This window comes from Sedimentibacter acidaminivorans (assembly GCF_017873955.1).
Taxonomy (GTDB): domain Bacteria; phylum Bacillota; class Clostridia; order Tissierellales; family Sedimentibacteraceae; genus Sedimentibacter; species Sedimentibacter acidaminivorans.
In genome coordinates this window covers 254,299-273,665 of record NZ_JAGGKS010000003.1, presented here as the reverse complement: position 1 = coordinate 273,665, position 19,367 = coordinate 254,299, and the positions used below count along the sequence as shown (strand labels likewise).

Here is a 19,367-nt window from a genome sequence, read left to right as displayed (position 1 = left end):
ATATAAAGAGGAAAATTTCATGAAACAAAAAATATATGAAGTTGCACATGATATGGGATATGAAACAGTGGGAATAACATCGGTTTTAAATTATGATTATTTAAGACCAATTTTTAATGATCGAATTGATAAAAATTATTATAATGAATTACAAGAGCAAGATATAGAAAAAAGGTTGAATGCAAAAAATGTGTTTCCTGATTGTAAAAGTATAATAGCAGTTGGTTTTTCTTATGCAAGAGGATACAAGAATATTAATAAAAGTGATAAAGGATTAATTAGCTTGATATCATATGGTGAAGATTATCATCATATAGTAAATAAGTCGCTAAAAGAATTTGTAAATAAATTAGGAAAGTATGTAGATTTCAAATATAAAATATGCGTTGATACATTACCGTTAGTAGATAAAGAAATTTGTAGAAAATCTGGAATTGGAAATTACGGTAAAAATAGTTTGTTGATAAATGAAACTTTAGGGTCTTTTATTTATTTAGGTTATGTTTTAACGGATTTAGAAATCGAAGAAAATAGTAATAAATTTGTAGACATATGTAAAGATTGTGATATTTGTATTAAATCATGTCCTAATAACGCTATATTAAAAAATGGCAAAATAAATACTAAAAAATGCATTTCATATTTAACTCAAACTAAAAATTATATACCAATAGAATATAGAGAAAAGATGGGTAATCATATTTATGGCTGTGATGTTTGTCAACTTGTATGTCCAAAAAACGGGGAAATATTATTAGAAAAAACAACTAATGATTATAATTCGTTATTAGTTGACTTAAAAGAATTATTATCTATAACCAATTCGCAGTTTTTAAGTAAATACGGAAGTACCTCTGGTGGTTGGAGGGGTAAAAATATTTGGAAAAGAAATGCTATAATTTCAATTGCTAATTTGGATTTGAAATATATGTTTGATTTGCTAAAAGAAGAATTAAAAAATCCATCTGATATGATTAAAATCTATTCAGCTTGGGCTCTAATAAATCTTAATAGGGAAAAAACTCTAGATATATTGCATAGTAATTTAAAATATGAAAATGATATAATAATAGATGAATATAAGAAGTTATTGGAGGAAAAGATATGATAGTTGGAACATGCCAAATTGAACTAATAATATTCGAGTCAAATTCACTTAAAGAAAAAAGACATGTCATAAAAAGTATTATAGAAAGAATTAAGGCTAGATTCAATGTATCTGTAGCCGAGGTAGATTATCTTGATTTGTGGAATAGATCACTTATAGGTGTTTCGGTTGTATCTAATAGTAAAATTTTATGTGATTCAACTATCAGTAAGATAATTGACTTTATTGATAATGATGAAAGAGTTGAAATTATAAATCATTTTATGGAGGTGCTCTAGAAATGACAAAAGCAGATAAGGCATACCAATTATTAGAGATTGAATATCCAAATGCTAAGTGCAGCCTTGATTATGGAACGCCATTTCAGCTTTTAGTATCAACAATATTAAGTGCACAGGCAACTGATAAAAGTGTGAATAATGTCACTGAAAAATTATACAAGCTATATCCTGATGTAGACAGCTTTTTAACTTTAACTCAAGAAGAAATTGAAAATAAAATCAAAAAAATTGGATTGTATAAAAACAAGTCAAAAAATATATATAATATGTGTAGAGAATTAAGAGATAAATTCAATAAAGAAGTACCAAAGACAATGGTAGAGCTTATGTCACTTTCTGGTGTTGGAAGAAAAACAGCTAGTGTTGTTTTAGTTGAAGCTTTTAAAATTCCTGCATTTCCAGTAGATACTCATGTATTTAGGGTTTCAAGGCGATTAGGTCTTGCAAAAGGTTCTACTGCTGACAAAGTTTCTGATGAAATGATGAAAAAGTTATCTAAAAAAAAATGGCATCTCATGCACCATTTACTTATAACTCATGGTAGAGAAGTTTGTATAGCACAAAATCCTAAATGTGAAATATGCTGTTTAAAGAATATATGCACATATTTTAAAGCCAAGTAATTAATTGTTTAAAATATTTTATAAATTTTACTATTTGTAAATAAAAAGCAAAATATTGTCGCAATAAATAAAATAAGTCTTTATTATATTATCATTAAATGATATAATTTCTTTTATTGATAAAATTAATAATATATAGGAGAAATAAATGCCATTAAATATAGTTTTGTTTGAACCAGAAATCCCACAAAATACAGGCAATATAGCTAGGACTTGTGCCGCTACAGGTTCTAATCTACACTTGATAAAACCATTAGGGTTTTCCGTAAGCGATAAGTATCTTAAGAGAGCAGGTTTGGATTATTGGGATTTAGTAAATATTAAGTATTATGAAAATATTGAAGAATTACTTGAAATAGCAAAAGAAGAAGAAATATTTTTTGCAACAACTAAGGAAAGTAAGTTTTATACTGATGTAAAATACAAAGATAATTGTTTTATAGTGTTTGGGAAGGAAACTGCAGGCTTGCCTGATTATATACATGTGAAATACAATAATAATAGAATAAAAATTCCAATGATTGATAATGTGCATGCAAGGTCATTAAACCTTGCCAATTCAGTAAATATAGTAATGTATGAAGCACTTAGACAATTGGATTTTCCTAGCTTAAAATAAAGTTTAGTTTTTACAATTGGAGGAAAAATGGATATTGCAATTAGTTTAATAGGTGGCTTGGGCTTATTCTTGTTTGGAATGAACTATATGGGTGATGGTCTACAAAAAGCCGCTGGAAATAAAATGAAAAACCTATTGGCAGCCTTGACTAAAAATAATTTTACTGGTCTTTTAGTTGGAACATTAGTTACTGCTGTAATTCAATCTAGTAGTGCCACTACTGTTATGACAATTGGTTTTGTAAATGCGGGTTTAATGAACTTAAATCAAGCTATAGGAATTATAATGGGAGCAAATATTGGAACTACAACTACTGCATTATTAGTATCTTTAGATATAACTAAATTAGCTACATTGTTTGTAGGAATTGGTGTTTTTGTATATTTGTCTTCAAAAAAGAAAAAAATAAAAAATATAGCTGAAGTAATAATAGGATTTGGGATTCTATTTGTAGGTATGGATTTAATGAAAAGCGCAATGGAGCCTATGAAAAATTCTTCATTATTTATTGATGCAATGACTAAATTTACTAATCCACTCTTGGGAATATTGGTAGGCTTTTCTATGACTGCAATATTGCAATCCAGCAGTGCTACTACGGGTCTGTTAATAGCATTATCTGCAAGTGGTGGAGTAACCTTAGGAATGGCGTATCCAGTAATTTTTGGACAAAATATAGGTACATGTGTTACTGCTATGCTATCAAGTATAGGTGCAAATAAAACTGCTAAAAGGGCAGCGGTTATACATTTATTGTTTAATATAATTGGAACACTTATTTTTATAATTTTTTTGAGCAGACCTATTCAAGCGTTAGTACTTGAAATTGTTCCTAGTTATGTGCCTAAACAAATTGCAGTTGCACATATATTGTTTAACATAATAAATGTAATTATATTATTCCCATTCTCGAAATATTTGGTAAGGGCATCTGAAATCATTGTTAAGGGAGGAAATGAAGACGATAAGGAAAATGTAGTAAAATATATAGACCAAAGACTTCTTGCAACACCACCGATAGCATTAACACAAGCATCTAAGGAACTATTAAGATTAGGACGTATGGTGCAAAATCAATTTGAAATATCATCAGATGCATTTGTAAATAAAAATGAAACTTCTGTTTATGAAGTTTTTGAAATAGAAAAAAGAGTAAATGCATTAACAAAGCTAATTCTTGAGTATTTAGTTAAGTTAGACAAAGAGTCATTAACCGACGATGAAAAAGATAAACTTGTAACTATGATGAACACTTTAAACGATCTAGAACGTGTTGGGGATCATGCAGATAATATAGCAGAGCTTGCTTTATATAAAATAGAAAATAATGTTTCTTTCTCGGAATCAGCTAATCAAGAATTTATGGAGATGTATGATTTAACTAATGAAGTATTTGAACTTTCTTTAGATGCGTTATCAACTATTGATTGTGATGACTGTCACATGGTTTTAAATAGAGATAAAGAAATAGATAATATGTTTAAATTGTTAAGAAAAAATCATATTGATAGATTGAATAATCGCATATGTGAACCAAATTCGGGTGTAATATTTTTAGATACTATAAGCAATTTAGAGAGAATAGGGGATCATTCATCAAACATTGCAATTACAATACTTGAAGTAATAAATAAAAAAAATAAAATTATTTTATAAATAAAGCTTGATTTATTATAAAAGGTTATATATAATGAATTTAGTTGAATATATTGGATGAAGTTTACGGGAGAGACTGTTATTATATTAACAGCGCCGAAGGATTAAGTTAACAATATGCCATGTTGTTAATGATGATCTCAGGCAAAAGGACCGTAATCAGACAAAACTCTGAAAAGCGTAGCACCGAAGGAGCAACTCGTAATATTGGAGGAATCTCTCAGGTCAATAACAGAGCAGAAGGCATTGCTTTCTGTTCTTTTTTTATCTAAAATTTTATTTATTAATAAAAATGGAGATTAACTATGATAATAACAAATAATAATACCGTTTATGAGAAGTATAAAAATGATTATAACATTAATTTTATTAATGGTGGATTTAAAGATGTTTTGATTACAACAAGAGATAAAATACATGAAGGGTACGAATTGTTAACACATCCTTTGTCGAGCAGTATAAAACCAAATGAAACTCCATATAAGTCTATAATAATTTCTGATAATAAGGGGAATATTAATTATAACTCACTAATAATTATTGAGAATTCAATAATTGCATATGATAAATTCAATAATATGAAAGTGTATAATAATTATTCTGAAAAGATAATAGAAGATTTTAAACTAATTGATTTAACTGTACTTGAGAGTGCATTAAATACATAAATGATAATAAATAAAATATTTCGGAGGTGATTTTTTTGAAATTAGAATTAGGATACGTTTTTATTAAAGACATTCAGTTTGCTGAAGTATCAAAGGTAGAAAATGGAACACTTTATGTTAGTAAGGAAGAAGTAAGAAAAATAATTCTAGAAGATCAAAATTTTATATCAGCTGAGGTTGAGCTGGCTAAACCAGGTGAAAGTATTCGTATAATGCCTGTCAAAGATGTTATAGAGCCAAGAGTTAAGGTTGATGGGCCTGGAGGTATATTCCCAGGCATGGTAAATAAGGTTGAAACAGTTGGATCAGGAAAAACTAATGTTTTAAAAGGTGCAGCAGTTGTTACTACAGGTAAAATTGTAGGATTCCAAGAAGGTATTATAGATATGACTGGAACTGGATCTGAATACACACCGTTTTCGAAATTGAACAATTTAGTTTTAGTTTGTGAACCTAAAGAGGGTTTAAAACAACATGAACATGAAAAAGCTCTTAGATTTGCAGGCTATAAAGTTGCTTTATATCTTGGTGAACTTGCTAGAAGCTTAACTCCTGATGAAACTGAAACATTTGAAACTTTATCAGTTACTGAAGGAATAAAAGCATATCCTGAATTACCTAGAGTAGCTTATGTATTAATGTTACAAAGCCAGGGCTTAATGCATGATACATATGTATATGGAGTAGATGCTAAACAAAGCTTAACTACAATGCTTTATCCTACAGAAATAATGGATGGAGCTATAGTAAGTGGTAACTGCGTATCTGCATGTGATAAAAATACAACATATCATCATTTAAATAATCCTGTTGTTCACGATTTGTTTGCAGAACACGGAAAAACTTTAAACTTTGTTGGCGTAATAATTACAAACGAAAATGTTTATTTGGCAGATAAGGAGAGATCTTCTAATTGGAGCGCAAAACTAGCGGAATTTTTGGGATTGGATGGAGTTTTGATATCTCAAGAAGGTTTTGGAAATCCGGATACAGATTTAATTATGAACTGTAAAAAAATAGAAACAAAAGGAATAAAAACAGTTATAATAACAGATGAATATGCTGGAAGAGATGGGTCATCTCAATCACTTGCAGATGCAGATGCTAGTGCAGATGCAGTTGTAACAGGTGGAAATGCTAATCAAGTTATAGAGTTACCAGCTTTGGATAAAGTTATTGGTTATTCTAAAGTTGCAGATATAATTGCTGGAGGCTTTGATGGTAGTTTACATGCCGATGGAAGTATAACAGCAGAGCTACAGGTAATTACAGGAGCCACTAATGAAATGGGCTTTAATAAATTAAGTGCACGTTAGTAGAGAAGGGAGGAGAAAATAATGATAAAAGTAGTTCAATATATTAATCAATTCTTTGCTAATGTAGGCGGAGAAGAAATGGCACATATCCCTGCTGAGGTTAGAGAGGGAGTTGTAGGCCCCGGTTTAGCTTTTAAACAAGCATTTGGAGATGAAGCAGAAATTGTTGCTACAATTGTATGTGGAGATTCATATTTTAATGAAAATCTTGAAGAAGCAAAAAAAGTAGTACTAGATATGGTTAAAAAATACAATCCGGATTTATTTATAGCTGGTCCAGCATTTAACGCAGGTAGATATGGAGTTGCTTGTGGAACTATAGCTACAGCAGTAAAGGAAGAGCTTGGAATTCCTTCATTAACAGGAATGTATAAAGAAAATCCTGGTGCTGATATGTTTAAAAATAAAATATATATGGTTTCAACAAAAAATTCAGCAGCAGGTATGAGAGATGCAGTTAAAAAAATGGCACCACTTGCATTAAAACTTGCTAAAGGTGAAAAAATTGGTGCTTCTATAGAAGAAGGTTACATGCCTAATGGTATTAGAGTTAACTTTTTTGAAAAAGAAAGAGGATCAAAAAGAGCAGTAGATATGCTTATTAAAAAACTATCTGGTAAAGAATATGTAACAGAATTTCCAATGCCAGATTTTGATAGAGTAGATCCAAATCCTGCAGTAAAAGATATTACAAAAGCAAAAATAGCATTGGTAACTTCTGGAGGAATCGTACCAAAAGGAAATCCAGACCATATTGAATCATCAAGCGCTTCAAAATATGGAGAATATGATATTGATGGCGTTATGGACTTAACGGAAGCAACTTATGAAACAGCTCATGGTGGATATGACCCTGTGTATGCAAATTTAGATGCTGACAGAGTATTACCTGTTGATATATTAAGAGAATTTGAAAAGCAAGGTAAAATTGGTTCTTTACACAAATATTTCTATACTACAGTTGGAAATGGTACTGCTGTTAAGAGTTCAAAGGGTTTTGCTGAAGAATTTAGCAAAAAATTAAAAGCTGATGGAGTAGATGCAGTTATTCTTACATCAACCTGAGGTACTTGTACTCGTTGCGGTGCAACGATGGTAAAAGAAATTGAAAGAGCAGGAATTCCAGTTGTGCACATGTGTACTGTAGTTCCTATATCTTTAACTGTTGGAGCTAATAGAATAGTTCCTACTATAGCTATACCTCATCCTCTAGGAAATCCTACTTTAACTCTTGAAGAAGAAAGAGATATAAGAAGGAACTTAGTAGGTAGAGCATTAAGAGCATTGGAAACTGAAGTTACAGGTCAAACAGTATTTGAAAAATAATTTACTGTGTATGTAATGCAATATAATTCTCTCTGAGAATTATATTGCTCTGTTTAATTCTAAGAAAATAGATTTTAGTAAAAAATCTATTTTCTTGCCAAACAAAGCATTGAAATTTAAAGATTAATAAAAAACAGAAAAATTAATGTTTTGGAACGTAAATTGCATGGTATAATAATGGTAATAACTTATGTGAAAGAGGTGTGAAATGAGCAAAGTTTATGATGTAATAATTATTGGAGCTGGTCCAGCAGGATTATCAGCAGCGCTATATGCTGGTAGAGCTAGATTAAGCACATTAGTTATTGAAAGAGAAAAAGATGGTGGACAAATAGTACTTACATCAGAGGTTGAAAATTATCCTGGCTGTCTTGAAGGAGAATCAGGTCCTACACTTATAGACAGAATGTCTGAACAAGCAAAGCACTTTGGAGCGGAAAAAGTATACGATGAAATACTTGAAGCTAAACTTGAAGGAAAAGAAAAAGTTTTAGTAGGCAAAAAAGGCGAATATGTAGGAAAAACAGTAATAATAGCCACCGGAGCATCATCAAGACCAATAGGATGCCCTGGAGAAAAAACATTCACAGGAAAAGGCGTATCATATTGTGCTACATGCGACGCAGCATTCTTTGAAGATTTAGAAGTATATGTAGTAGGCGGTGGAGACACAGCAGTAGAAGAAGCTATGTACTTAACAAAATTCGCAAGAAAAGTATCAATAATCCATAGAAGAGATGAGCTAAGAGCTGCGAAATCAATCCAAGAAAAGGCATTTGCAAATCCAAAAGTTAATTTTATATGGGATAGTGCAGTAAAAGAAATCAAAGGCGATGGATTAGTTAATTCAATGGTATTAGAGAATCTAAAAACAGGAGAATTAACAGAAGTAGAAGCAGACGAAGACGATGGAATATTCGGTATATTTGTATTCATAGGATACACACCAAAGACAAAAATATTCGAAGGTATAATAAATATGGAAAATGGATACATCGTAACAGATGCAGATATGAAAACAAATATAGAAGGTGTATATGCAACAGGAGATGTTAGAGTAAAAAGCCTGAGACAAGTAGTTACAGCAGCAGCAGACGGAGCAATAGCAGCAGTACAGGCAGAAAAATTCATATCAGAATAAAATAGGAGGTACAATATAAATGTTAGTATTAGATAAAACAAATTTTGAAGCAGAAGTATTACAAGCAGAAGGATACGTATTAGTAGACTTTTTTGGAGATGGATGCGCACCATGTGAAGCATTGATGCCACACGTAGTGTCATTATCAGAAAAATACGGAGAACAATTAAAATTCACAAAACTAAACACAACAAAAGCAAGAAGAGTAGCAATAGGACAAAAAATATTAGGATTACCAGTAATAGCAATCTACAAAGGTGGAGAAAAAGTAGAAGAATTAGTAAAAGAAGATGCGACACCAGAAAATGTAGAAGCATTAATTAAGAAATATATATAAAATTAAATATATATGACAAAAAAATGAAAATAATTTTAAAAAAACAAAATAAAATAGGAGGAAGAAAATGAGCTTATTACAAGGAAAAAAAGTAATAATAATAGGCGACAGAGATGGAATACCAGGCCCAGCAATAGAAGAATGTGTAAAAAGTGCTGGAGCAGAAGTAATATTTTCATCAACAGAATGCTTTGTCTGAACTGCCGCAGGAGCAATGGATTTAGAAAATCAAAAGAGGGTAAAAGAATTCGCAGAGAAATTTGGTGCAGAAAACCTAGTAGTAGTATTAGGAGCATCAGAAGGCGAAGCATCAGGATTAGCTGCTGAAACAGTAACTAACGGAGACCCAACATTTGCAGGTCCATTGACAGGAGTTCAGTTAGGACTCAGTGTATTCCACGTATGTGAACCAGAAATAAAAAATGAAGTAGATGAAGCTATATACGATGAACAAGTAGGTATGATGGAAATGGTGTTGGATGTTGATGATATAATTTCAGAAATGGCTCCAATAAGAGAAGAATTCTGTAAATATCTCTAGTCGCAACAGCTTACATTAAACTATAGATAAAATTGCTTCACAGTTAAAAAATTGTGGGGCAATTTTTTTAAATAAAGAAAATCATTAATATAATAAGCGGAGGAAAACAATGAATAGTGTAATAAAAGGAGCAAGTTATATACTTGCATTCACACCAGATATGGTAATGCACAATGGAACAACACAAACAACAGAAAGACAAGTAAATCCTGAATCAGAATATTTAAAAAAACTAGAAGAACATTTAAGAACATATGAACAAGTAGTAAAATATCCACCAAACCAAGCATATATAGGAAACGTAACACCAGAAGAATTAGCAAAAATTGAGCAACCATGGCATGACAAAGAAATCGAAGGTGCAACAAGATACGGAAAATATGGGGAAATAATGCCACAAGACGAGTTCATATGCTTAATGCAAATGTGTGATGTATTCGATTTAGTAAAATTAGAAAAGAACTTCGTAGCAGAAACAAAACAAAACCTAGAAAAACACCCATTAGTAGGCAAAGACCTAATGGATAGATTAAAAGAAGGCGAAGAAGTAGAGTTAATAAAAAAATTAGTAGAAGAAGAGCATTCAGAGCCATTATATCACAACAAAGTGTTAGTAGGATGCGTAAAAAGAGCACACGATTTAGATGTAAACCTAAGCGCGCATGTAATACACGAAAACCTAACATCAAAAGCAACAAACGTACTAGCAATAATGAACCTAATAGCAAAAAATGATATAAAAAAAGAAGAAATAGACTATGTAATAGATTGTTCAGAAGAAGCATGTGGAGATATGAACCAAAGAGGAGGAGGAAACTTCGCCAAAGCATGTGCAGAAGTAGCAGGTTTAGTAAATTCAACAGGCTCAGACGTAAGAGGATTCTGTGCAGCACCAACACACGCACTAATAGTGGCAGCATCACTAGTAAAAGCAGGAACATACAAAAATGTAATAGTATCAGCAGGTGGATGTACAGCAAAACTAGGAATGAATGGAAAAGATCACGTAAAAAAAGGACTGCCAATACTAGAAGACGTACTAGGAGGATTTGCAGTATTAATAAGCGAAAATGATGGCGTTAACCCAGAAATAAGAGTAGACCTAGTAGGAAAGCACATGGTAGGAACAGGGTCATCACCACAAGCAGTAATAACATCACTAGTAACACAATCACTAGACAAAGTAGGGATGAAAATAACAGATATAGACAAATATTCAGTAGAAATGCAAAACCCAGACATAACAAAGCCAGCAGGAGCAGGAGATGTACCAGCAGCAAACTACAAAATGATAGGAGCCCTAGCAGTAAAAAGAGGGGACATAGAAAGAACAGAATTAGCAACATTCGCAGATAAACATGGTATGGTAGGTTGGGCTCCAACCCAAGGACACATACCATCAGGAGTACCATATATAGGATTTGGAAGACAAGATATATTAGATGAAAAAATAAAAAATGCTATGATAATAGGAAAAGGAAGTTTATTCTTAGGAAGAATGACAAACCTATTCGATGGAGTATCATTTGTAATAGAGAAGAACAAAGGAAAGACAGAAGAAAAAGGAACAGTATCAGAAGAACAAATAAAAGGATTAATAGCAGAAGCTTTGAAAAATTTCGCAACAAATCTGTTATCAGAATAGGAGTAGGTATATGTCAGAAAAACAAGTAAATCAAATAATAGGAAAAATATTTGATCAGTTAGCTGATACACTTGCAACTGGCGAATATGGTAATAAGCCAAGAATTGGAATCACATCCATGGGTAGCGAACATGGAGAAGAAAATATAATAGAAGCAGCATTAAAAGCACAAAAAAGTGGGATAGAAGTAACCCTAATAGGTTCACAAACAAAAGAAGGGGTAAAACTATCAAAAGTAGAAACAGAAGAAGAAACCCATAAAAGAATGGAACAATTATTAAATTCAAAAGAAATAGACGGTGCAGTAACAATGCATTATCCATTCCCAATAGGAGTATCAACAGTAGGAAGAATAATAACACCAGGAAAAGGTAAAGAGATGTTCATAGCAACAACAACAGGAACATCATCAACAGACAAAGTAGAAGGCATGGTAAAAAATGCAATCTATGGAATAATAACAGCAAAAGCCTGTGGAATTAAAAATCCAACAATAGGAATACTCAATATAGATGGAGCAAGACAAACAGAAATAGCACTAAAAAAATTAAAAGACCAAGGATATGACATCGCATTTGCAGAATCACAAAGAGCAGATGGAGGATGTATAATGAGGGGAAATGACCTATTAATGGGATCATGCGATGTAATGGTAATGGATTCATTAACAGGAAATCTAATGATAAAAATATTCTCATCATATACAACGGGTGGAAGCTATGAGTCAATAGGATACGGATATGGACCAGGCATAGGAGAAAACTTCGACAAACTAATAATGATAATATCAAGAGCATCAGGAGCACCACTAGTAGAAGGAGCAATCAAATATGCAGCAGAGCTTGTAAAAGGGAACTGTTTAGAAATATCAAAAGAAGAGTTTGCAAAAGCAAATAAAGCTGGATTAAAAGAAATATTAAATAGCTTAAAAACAACAAAAAAAGAAGCAGTTACAGAAGAAATACAAGCACCAAAAAAAGAAGTAGTAACATCACAAATTTCAGGAATAGAAATTATGGACCTAGAAGATGCAGTGAAAGCTCTGTGGAAAAAAGGAATATATGCAGAAAGTGGAATGGGCTGTACAGGACCAATAATTTTAGTAAATGAAGCTAAAACAAATGAAGCTATTAAAGCTTTAGCAGATGCAGAATTTATTTCAAAAGAAAAAGTTGATTGCTAAAAAACAGTTTGTGTAAATAATAAATTGTTTATATTTGGTACGCATTATATGCGTACCAAAATTTTACAGATAATGAAATGGTTATTCATATGTAACCATTTTTTTAGTTTTTAAAACTATGGATTGGGGCAGGTATTCTTCCGCCTCTATTAATAAAATCTTCACTTGAAAATTTGCTTACAGCCATTAGCGGAGCTCTACCTAAAAGTCCTCCAAATTCTGCTGTTTCCCCCACTGATTTTCCATAAACGGGAATAAGTCTTACAGCAGTTGATTTCTGATTTATAACACCGATTGCACATTCATCAGCTATGATTGCTGAGATAGTTGAGTCAGGAGTATCTCCTGGTATAGCAATCATATCTAATCCTACAGAACAAACACATGTCATAGCTTCTAGTTTCTCTATATTTATAGAACCATTATTTACTGCAGATATCATACCCTCATCTTCGCTAACAGGTATAAATGCACCGCTTAGACCTCCTACATTTGAAGATGCCATGATACCACCCTTTTTTACAGCATCATTTAACAATGCAAGTGCAGCAGTAGTACCATGAGCACCACAGCTTTCTAGTCCAATTTCTTCTAAAATTCTCGCTACGCTGTCACCTATTTCTGGAGTAGGTGCTAACGATAAATCCATTATGCCAAAAGGGACATTCATTCTTTTAGATATTTCTTTTGCAATTACTTCTCCAGCTCTAGTGATTTTAAATGCAGTTCTTTTAATAGTTTCACAAACAGTTTCAAAATCTTCACCTTTAATTTTTTCTAAAGCATTCTTAACAACACCAGGGCCGCTAACCCCTACACTTAAGCAAGTTTCGGATTCGCCAGCTCCATGAAATGCACCAGCCATAAAAGGATTATCTTCCACTGCGTTAGCAAAAACAACTAATTTAGCACATCCTATACTATCATTTTCTCTAGTAAGATAAGCAGTTTCTTTTATTATCTTACCCATTAATTTTACGGCATCCATATTAATTCCAGATTTAGTTGTAGCAAGATTTACAGAAGAACATACCTTGTTAGTTGAAGCTAAGGCTTGTGGTATTGAGTTGATAAGTATTCTATCTCCTTTAGTAAATCCTTTTTGCACTAATGCGGAAAAACCACCAATAAAATTCACTCCTGCTGTATCTCCGGCTTTGTCCAAAACTTCAGCATACTTAACATAATCGGTATCACTGCTAGAACCAGCTATTATAGAAATAGGTGTAACTGAAATTCTTTTATTGATTATTGGTATTCCAAATTCTTTTTCTGTTTTTTCAGCTATTTCTACAAAATGTTCTGATAACTTTGTTATTTTATCATAAATTTTAATTCTAGATTTTTCTCCATTTGTATCTGCACAATCTAGTAGAGAGATACCCATAGTTATTGTTCTAATGTCAAAGTTGTATTTATCAACCATTTTAATTGTTTCTAGTATATTTTTAGTATTTATCATTTTTACCATCCTTAAATTTAATTATATTTCATACATTTTATCAAATATATCTTCTCTTTGAATTTTAATATCCATAAGTATTTCTTGTCCCTTTTTTACCAATTCATCTTGCAAGTTAGAAAACTCAGTATCTAATTTATCTAAATCAACAAGCATTATCATAGTGAAGTATTCTTTCATGACCGTTTGGTTTATATCTAAAATATTAACATTTCTATTTGCTAAAAGAGTAGATATAGTTGAAATAATCCCTACCTTGTCCTTGCCTATTATTGTTAAAATTGCTTTCATTTCATCCTCCATGATTTTTTTGATTTTTAATAATATTTACTTACTAATTAGTTATAAACAAAAAGAGACTTAATTGAAGTCTCTTTTTAGCACAAAAATATATAATACTATTATGTATTTTATATCTCTGTCCTTTTACCTGAGAGTTTCGTTATCAAATAACTTTCCCCTTCGGTGCTCATAAAGAGTCTCTCCAGAGTTATGTCAGCTGACGGTCGATAAAATCTTCCTCCAACTTCATCCATATTATTAAATTAAGGCATAGTATATATTATATTATTAAAAAAATCAAGCATTTATATTTAAAAAATAAAATTATTAGCATTTATATAATTTTTTTGATATAATGTAATTATGATATTGAGATAAATGTATTATTTGCATATTTAATATATACTTAGAATTGTAAAATAATAAAGATTGAAAAGTAGATAAAATTTGATATAATGTATATAGCTACGTGAGGAGTGATATTATGAAGATGGGATTTGAATTAAATCTAACCCAAACTCAAAAGCTAATAATGACGCCTGAATTAAGACAGGCAATACAAATCTTACAATTTAATAATGTTGAATTGACTGAATATATAGAAAAGCAGCTTGAAGTCAATCCATTTCTAGAATCTATTGATAAAAATAATGAAGCAATCTCCAAAGAGGATAACCATGTAGAGACTAGTAAAAATGATAAAAAAGATGAAATTGATTGGAAAGATGTTATCGAGAAATATGATGATATTAGCTATAAAGCATATGGAAATGCTGTTAATTCAGAAGAAAAACAGACTTTTGAAACGTATACATCTAAAAAAATGTCCTTAAAAGACCATTTGATGCTTCAACTTGGTGTTTCTGTAAAAACACAGAAAGAAAAGAGAATTGGGGAATTCATAATAGAATCTTTAGATAATAAAGGTTATCTTGGGTGTACTATGCAAGATATAAGCCTTTTGTTGAATGAGGATGTAGTCGAAATAGAAAAAATTCTTAGGTTAGTGCAATCTTTTGATCCACTAGGAGTTGGAGCTAGAAACTTAAGCGAATGCTTGATGATTCAACTTAAAGAAAAAGGTATTCAAGATAAGAATGCTTATATTATTGTAGAAAAATATCTTGAAGATGTTGCTACAAATAAGATACAAAAAATAGCTAAAGAATTGCATATAACTGTAAAAAGAGTACAAAGTATTTTTGATATTATAAAAATGCTCGAGCCGAAACCAGCTAGAGGATTTATAGTTGATAGTGATAACATTAGATATATTGTTCCTGATGCTACTATAGAAAAAATTGATGGGGAATATATAATAATTGTAAATGATAGCAACTTACCAATGCTCACTATAAGCGGATATTATAAAAGTATGATTAGTAATTTAGATGATAAGGAAGCAAATAAATTTCTTACAGATAAGCTTAATTCTTCTATGTGGCTAATAAAAAGTATTGAGCAAAGAAGGATGACTTTATATAAAGTAGTAGAATCGATTCTTAAATTTCAAAGGAAATTTTTTGATGAAGGTAATACTGCTATTAAGCCTTTAGTGCTTAAAGATGTTGCAGAAGATATTGGCGTACATGAATCAACAGTAAGTAGAGCTACAAATGGAAAATATGTACAAACACCTAGAGGAATATTTGAATTAAAGTATTTCTTTGCAAGTGGATTAGAAAATGATAATGGCATTGAAGCTGTTTCTTCTACAAGTGTAAAAACTCAAATTCAAGATTTGATAAAAAACGAGAGCACACAAAAACCTCTTAGCGATCAAAAAATTGCTGATATATTAGGAGAAAGCGGTATCAATATATCAAGGAGAACAGTTGCAAAGTATAGAGATGAAATGAGAATTCCTTCTTCTTCTATGAGAAGAAGATTTTAGAGACATCAATTGTGTAAAAAAATGCACATATGACGAAAAAACATACAACATATGACGAAAAACATTACATCTAACTATTGATAAGGTAATGGTATATATAAATGTTATTCTTGTTAATAGTTTTATTTAAAAAAATTAAATAATAAAAATAATCCTAATTTCATACTATATTAATGCAATTTAGATGTATTTATTTAAAAAAACAAATATAAAATATTTACATTAATTCATAATAATTGTAAAAATAATGCCACTTTTTTTAAAGTGGCATTATTTTTGCAATAAAATGCTTAGATATGGTAGACAAGTGTAGGAGGTGATAGGATAAAATAAGAATAAATAGTATCAATTAATTATAAAAACTCAATAGAAATTTTATTGAAATCTGTCGAAATTAAAATGGAGGGTAAAAATGTTAAAATTTAAAAAAATAATATCAATTTGTATGGTGTTAGCTATGTGCTTTTCGCTAGCAGCATGTTCTACACCTGGGCAGAAAGAAGAACCAGCTGGAACAACAGAGCCAACTACAGCACCTGAAACTACAACACCAGAAACAACTACGCCTGAGAAAAAGGTATTAAGATATTCGTTATTAGCAGATGCACCAACATTAGACCCACAATTAATGAATTCTATACCTAGTGCTACTGTAGGGTTTCATATTTATGAAGGTTTGATGAGAAATCATGTTGGAGAAATATTGCCAGGTATGGCTGAAAGCTATGAAGTATCAGATGATGGAAAAACGTATACATTCCATTTGAGAGATGCAAAATGGAGTGATGGAGTTGAAATTAAGGCGCAGGATTATGAATATGGCATGAGAAGATTAGTTGACCCAGCAACAGCAAGTGATTACTCATTCTTGGTTACATCTTTAATAAAGAATGCAGGAGAAATAAATGCTAGCAAAATGCCTGTAGAAGAATTAGGAGTTAAAGCGGTTGATGAAAAAACATTAACTATTGAGCTTAACAACCCAACTGGATATTTTTTAAGCATGCTTTCTATGTCTCAATTGTGTCCAGTTAGACAGGATTTAGTTGAAGAATATGGTAAGGATTTTTCTGCAGATGCAGATAAAAATGTATATAGTGGACCATTTATAGTAAAAGAGTGGAAACATGAAGACAGAATAATTTTAGAAAAGAATCCAAATTATTGGGATGCTGATGCAGTAAAACTTGATGAAGTTCATATATTAACAGTTGCAGACCCTATGACTGCTGTAGCTATGTATGAACAAGGTGAATTAGACCAAGTAAATGTGCCAGCAGAAATATTATCAAACTATAAAGATGACGTAACATATTACAATGATGGTGCTAATGACTTTATGAAATTAAACATGGATGGAAGTTGTGAATTAGACAATAAGGATTTAAGACTTGCCATAAATTATGCAATTAATCGTGAGGATTTTGTTCTTTTAAGCACTCAAAATTTATATCAGCCGAATCCTAGGTATGTATTACCACAAGTAAATGGAGTAGAAGGTGAGTATGGCAATGAATATCCATATGAAGCATTTCCATTAAAAGGCGATACAGAAAAAGCAAAAGAACATTTAGCTAATGCTATGACTGCTCTTGGAGTTACTGATCCTTCAAAAATTGATGTTGAATTATTAACTGCAGATCAAGAACGTACAAGAATTGAAGCAGAAATATTACAAAGTCAAATTCAAACTGCTTTAGGAATAACTGTTACAATTAGACAAGTTCCTTACAAGCAAAGACTAAAAATGGAATCAGATCATGAGTTTGAAATGGTTGTAACAGGATGGGTTCCGGATTATCCTGATCCAATGTCATATTTGGAATTATGGCCTACAAATTCACCATATAATCATGGTTCATACAGCAGTTCAGTATATGATGGCTACATAAATGAAGCTTTATCTAATACAGACCCACAACAAAGAATGGATGCATTGTTTAATGCTGAAAAAACATTATTAGAAGATGGTGGTATAGTTCCTCTTCAATTAAGAAGAAATGCTATGCTACTAAGCCCTAAAGTGCAAGGCTTCGAAACATATTTTGTTGGTATTAACTATGATTACATTTATGCAGACATTATAGAATAATTAGATAATTAAATAATTAATTATAAAGGTGATTCTACTATAGAATCATCTTTATCTTTAGATTAAGTAGAAATATAATAAAAACTTAAAAGAAATAGGAGATAAAAATGTTAGAAAAACTTTTTAATTATTTAAGTGAAAATAAAGTAGAAGGCTTTTTTATTTCGAGACCTCAAAACGTTAGATATGTGAGCAAATATACAGGTGATGATTCATATTTATTCATTACTCAAGATAAAAAGTATTTTATTACTGACCCAAGATATACAGAACAAGCTGGTCAGGAGTGTCCTGATTTTATTATAGTAAATTGGAGAGAACAAGGAAAAACATTAGCGGAAGCAGTTAAATTAATAATAAAAAATTTAAAAATTAAAAATTTTGCTTTTGAAGCAGACTTTGTTACTTATAATATATATGAAGAACTTTCTAATAAAATAGACGCACAAGCTATTCCATGGACAGGTGTAATTGAAAATTTCAGGTCAATAAAAACGGATGAAGAAATACGCAATCTTAAAGTTGCATGTCAAATTGCAGACAGGGCATTTAGCAGAATAATTAAAGATATTAGAGTAGGAGTTACAGAAAAGGAACTAGCATCTAAATTATCGCATTATATGGTTATGGAGGGTTCAGATACAAAACCTTATGGAAATATATTAATTTCAGGAAAAAGAACATCTCTGTTGCATGGAATACCTTCTAATAAAGTAATTGATTATGGAGATTTTGTGCTTATGGATTATGGTTGTGGTTATAATGGATATTTGTCAGATATGACAAGGACTGTTGTGGTGGGAAAAGCTACTGCTGAACAAAAAGAGGTTTATGCTTTGGAAAAAGAAATGCATGAAAGAGCAACATCTTTAATGACAGCAGGAACGCCTGCTACCGATGTTTATGAAGCTTCAATTGAACCTATAAAAAACACGAAATATTTTCAATATCATTATAGTGGAATTGGACATGGTATTGGTCTATTTGTTCATGAAATTCCATTTATGGGACCAAGGTCTAACGATATATTAAAAGAAAATAACGTAATAACAATTGAGCCAGGTATATATATACCAAATTGGGGAGGCGTAAGGATAGAAGATCAAGTTTTAATAACCAAGGAAGGAAATGAAATATTAACTAGTTCCACAAGGGAGCTTATAGAATTGTAGGATTATTAAAAAATAGAGGTG

Annotated in this window: 18 protein-coding genes and 2 riboswitches; of the genes, 16 read left to right on the top strand and 2 right to left on the bottom strand. The window is 31.1% G+C overall.

The window, feature by feature from the left end; all coding sequences use genetic code 11:
* Nucleotides 1-19 precede the first annotated feature (19 nt).
* The 13 genes from queG to grdD all read left to right on the top strand — a co-directional run bounded on the left by queG (nucleotide 20) and on the right by grdD (nucleotide 12,444).
* Nucleotides 20-1,108, top strand: a complete 1,089-nt coding sequence (gene queG / locus J2Z76_RS06915) for a tRNA epoxyqueuosine(34) reductase QueG (protein WP_209511279.1) — start codon at nucleotides 20-22, stop codon at nucleotides 1,106-1,108.
* The gene (locus J2Z76_RS06910) at nucleotides 1,105-1,386 is read left to right on the top strand and encodes a DUF503 domain-containing protein (RefSeq protein ID WP_209511278.1); all 282 of its coding nucleotides are present in this window, start codon (nucleotides 1,105-1,107) and stop codon (nucleotides 1,384-1,386) included. The genes queG and J2Z76_RS06910 overlap by 4 nt, the downstream gene beginning before the upstream one ends.
* 2 nt (nucleotides 1,387-1,388) lie before the next feature.
* Nucleotides 1,389-2,012 carry an endonuclease III gene (nth, locus tag J2Z76_RS06905; RefSeq protein WP_209511277.1) on the top strand — a complete coding sequence of 208 codons (624 nt, stop codon included), beginning with the start codon at nucleotides 1,389-1,391 and terminating at the stop codon, nucleotides 2,010-2,012.
* A gap of 148 nt (nucleotides 2,013-2,160) precedes the next feature.
* The gene (trmL, locus tag J2Z76_RS06900) at nucleotides 2,161-2,631 is read left to right on the top strand and encodes a tRNA (uridine(34)/cytosine(34)/5-carboxymethylaminomethyluridine(34)-2'-O)-methyltransferase TrmL (RefSeq protein WP_209511276.1); all 471 of its coding nucleotides are present in this window, start codon (nucleotides 2,161-2,163) and stop codon (nucleotides 2,629-2,631) included.
* A gap of 27 nt (nucleotides 2,632-2,658) precedes the next feature.
* Entirely contained in the window at nucleotides 2,659-4,287 is a 1,629-nt protein-coding gene (locus J2Z76_RS06895) for a Na/Pi cotransporter family protein (RefSeq protein ID WP_209511275.1), read from the top strand.
* Nucleotides 4,288-4,344: 57 nt separating this feature from the next.
* A riboswitch (glycine riboswitch) is annotated at nucleotides 4,345-4,453 on the top strand.
* 139 nt (nucleotides 4,454-4,592) lie between these two features.
* Nucleotides 4,593-4,955: a GrdX family protein gene (locus J2Z76_RS06890; RefSeq protein ID WP_209511274.1), complete on the top strand. Its 363-nt coding sequence runs from the start codon at nucleotides 4,593-4,595 to the stop codon at nucleotides 4,953-4,955.
* 35 nt (nucleotides 4,956-4,990) lie between these two features.
* Nucleotides 4,991-6,271, top strand: a complete 1,281-nt coding sequence (locus J2Z76_RS06885) for a glycine/sarcosine/betaine reductase component B subunit (protein ID WP_209511273.1) — start codon at nucleotides 4,991-4,993, stop codon at nucleotides 6,269-6,271.
* 21 nt (nucleotides 6,272-6,292) lie between these two features.
* Nucleotides 6,293-7,597 carry a glycine reductase complex selenoprotein B gene (gene grdB, locus J2Z76_RS06880; RefSeq protein ID WP_209511272.1) on the top strand — a complete coding sequence of 435 codons (1,305 nt, stop codon included), beginning with the start codon at nucleotides 6,293-6,295 and terminating at the stop codon, nucleotides 7,595-7,597.
* 208 nt (nucleotides 7,598-7,805) lie between these two features.
* Nucleotides 7,806-8,738, top strand: coding sequence for a thioredoxin-disulfide reductase (trxB, locus tag J2Z76_RS06875; protein ID WP_209511271.1), 933 nt, complete (start codon nucleotides 7,806-7,808; stop codon nucleotides 8,736-8,738).
* A gap of 19 nt (nucleotides 8,739-8,757) precedes the next feature.
* Nucleotides 8,758-9,075, top strand: coding sequence for a thioredoxin TrxA (trxA, locus tag J2Z76_RS06870; protein ID WP_209511270.1), 318 nt, complete (start codon nucleotides 8,758-8,760; stop codon nucleotides 9,073-9,075).
* Nucleotides 9,076-9,142: 67 nt separating this feature from the next.
* The gene (gene grdA / locus J2Z76_RS06865) at nucleotides 9,143-9,616 is read left to right on the top strand and encodes a glycine/sarcosine/betaine reductase complex selenoprotein A (protein WP_209511269.1); all 474 of its coding nucleotides are present in this window, start codon (nucleotides 9,143-9,145) and stop codon (nucleotides 9,614-9,616) included.
* A gap of 109 nt (nucleotides 9,617-9,725) precedes the next feature.
* Nucleotides 9,726-11,261, top strand: coding sequence for a glycine/sarcosine/betaine reductase complex component C subunit beta (grdC, locus tag J2Z76_RS06860; protein WP_209511268.1), 1,536 nt, complete (start codon nucleotides 9,726-9,728; stop codon nucleotides 11,259-11,261).
* A 10-nt stretch (nucleotides 11,262-11,271) separates the two neighbouring features.
* Complete coding sequence (grdD, locus tag J2Z76_RS06855) at nucleotides 11,272-12,444, top strand: glycine/sarcosine/betaine reductase complex component C subunit alpha (protein ID WP_209511267.1); 1,173 nt, start codon at nucleotides 11,272-11,274, stop codon at nucleotides 12,442-12,444.
* 103 nt (nucleotides 12,445-12,547) lie between these two features.
* On the opposite strand, the gene J2Z76_RS06850 is transcribed toward grdD, so the two are convergent.
* Both J2Z76_RS06850 and J2Z76_RS06845 read right to left on the bottom strand, forming a co-directional pair.
* Complete coding sequence (locus J2Z76_RS06850) at nucleotides 12,548-13,906, bottom strand: PFL family protein (protein ID WP_209511266.1); 1,359 nt, start codon at nucleotides 13,904-13,906, stop codon at nucleotides 12,548-12,550.
* Nucleotides 13,907-13,927: 21 nt separating this feature from the next.
* On the bottom strand, nucleotides 13,928-14,197 hold the full coding sequence (locus J2Z76_RS06845; RefSeq protein WP_209511265.1) for an ACT domain-containing protein: 270 nt from the start codon (nucleotides 14,195-14,197) through the stop codon (nucleotides 13,928-13,930).
* A gap of 117 nt (nucleotides 14,198-14,314) precedes the next feature.
* A riboswitch (glycine riboswitch) is annotated at nucleotides 14,315-14,404 on the bottom strand.
* A 268-nt stretch (nucleotides 14,405-14,672) separates the two neighbouring features.
* Between J2Z76_RS06845 and rpoN the strand changes: the two genes are divergently transcribed.
* The 3 genes from rpoN to J2Z76_RS06830 all read left to right on the top strand — a co-directional run bounded on the left by rpoN (nucleotide 14,673) and on the right by J2Z76_RS06830 (nucleotide 19,346).
* Entirely contained in the window at nucleotides 14,673-16,082 is a 1,410-nt protein-coding gene (gene rpoN / locus J2Z76_RS06840) for an RNA polymerase factor sigma-54 (protein WP_209511264.1), read from the top strand.
* A gap of 412 nt (nucleotides 16,083-16,494) precedes the next feature.
* Nucleotides 16,495-18,174: a peptide ABC transporter substrate-binding protein gene (locus J2Z76_RS06835; protein ID WP_209511263.1), complete on the top strand. Its 1,680-nt coding sequence runs from the start codon at nucleotides 16,495-16,497 to the stop codon at nucleotides 18,172-18,174.
* Between the two features lie 107 nt (nucleotides 18,175-18,281).
* A complete protein-coding gene (locus J2Z76_RS06830; protein ID WP_209511262.1) occupies nucleotides 18,282-19,346 on the top strand; it encodes a M24 family metallopeptidase in 1,065 nt (354 codons plus the stop codon).
* Nucleotides 19,347-19,367: the final 21 nt, after the last annotated feature.

Coding starts and splice junctions, on each gene's coding strand:
- queG (WP_209511279.1), top strand. CDS start 20: ATGAAACAAAAAATATATGAAGTTGCACATGATATGGGATATGAAACA.
- J2Z76_RS06910 (WP_209511278.1), top strand. CDS start 1,105: ATGATAGTTGGAACATGCCAAATTGAACTAATAATATTCGAGTCAAAT.
- nth (WP_209511277.1), top strand. CDS start 1,389: ATGACAAAAGCAGATAAGGCATACCAATTATTAGAGATTGAATATCCA.
- trmL (WP_209511276.1), top strand. CDS start 2,161: ATGCCATTAAATATAGTTTTGTTTGAACCAGAAATCCCACAAAATACA.
- J2Z76_RS06895 (WP_209511275.1), top strand. CDS start 2,659: ATGGATATTGCAATTAGTTTAATAGGTGGCTTGGGCTTATTCTTGTTT.
- J2Z76_RS06890 (WP_209511274.1), top strand. CDS start 4,593: ATGATAATAACAAATAATAATACCGTTTATGAGAAGTATAAAAATGAT.
- trxB (WP_209511271.1), top strand. CDS start 7,806: ATGAGCAAAGTTTATGATGTAATAATTATTGGAGCTGGTCCAGCAGGA.
- trxA (WP_209511270.1), top strand. CDS start 8,758: ATGTTAGTATTAGATAAAACAAATTTTGAAGCAGAAGTATTACAAGCA.
- grdC (WP_209511268.1), top strand. CDS start 9,726: ATGAATAGTGTAATAAAAGGAGCAAGTTATATACTTGCATTCACACCA.
- grdD (WP_209511267.1), top strand. CDS start 11,272: ATGTCAGAAAAACAAGTAAATCAAATAATAGGAAAAATATTTGATCAG.
- J2Z76_RS06850 (WP_209511266.1), bottom strand. CDS start 13,906: ATGATAAATACTAAAAATATACTAGAAACAATTAAAATGGTTGATAAA.
- J2Z76_RS06845 (WP_209511265.1), bottom strand. CDS start 14,197: ATGAAAGCAATTTTAACAATAATAGGCAAGGACAAGGTAGGGATTATT.
- rpoN (WP_209511264.1), top strand. CDS start 14,673: ATGAAGATGGGATTTGAATTAAATCTAACCCAAACTCAAAAGCTAATA.
- J2Z76_RS06835 (WP_209511263.1), top strand. CDS start 16,495: ATGTTAAAATTTAAAAAAATAATATCAATTTGTATGGTGTTAGCTATG.
- J2Z76_RS06830 (WP_209511262.1), top strand. CDS start 18,282: ATGTTAGAAAAACTTTTTAATTATTTAAGTGAAAATAAAGTAGAAGGC.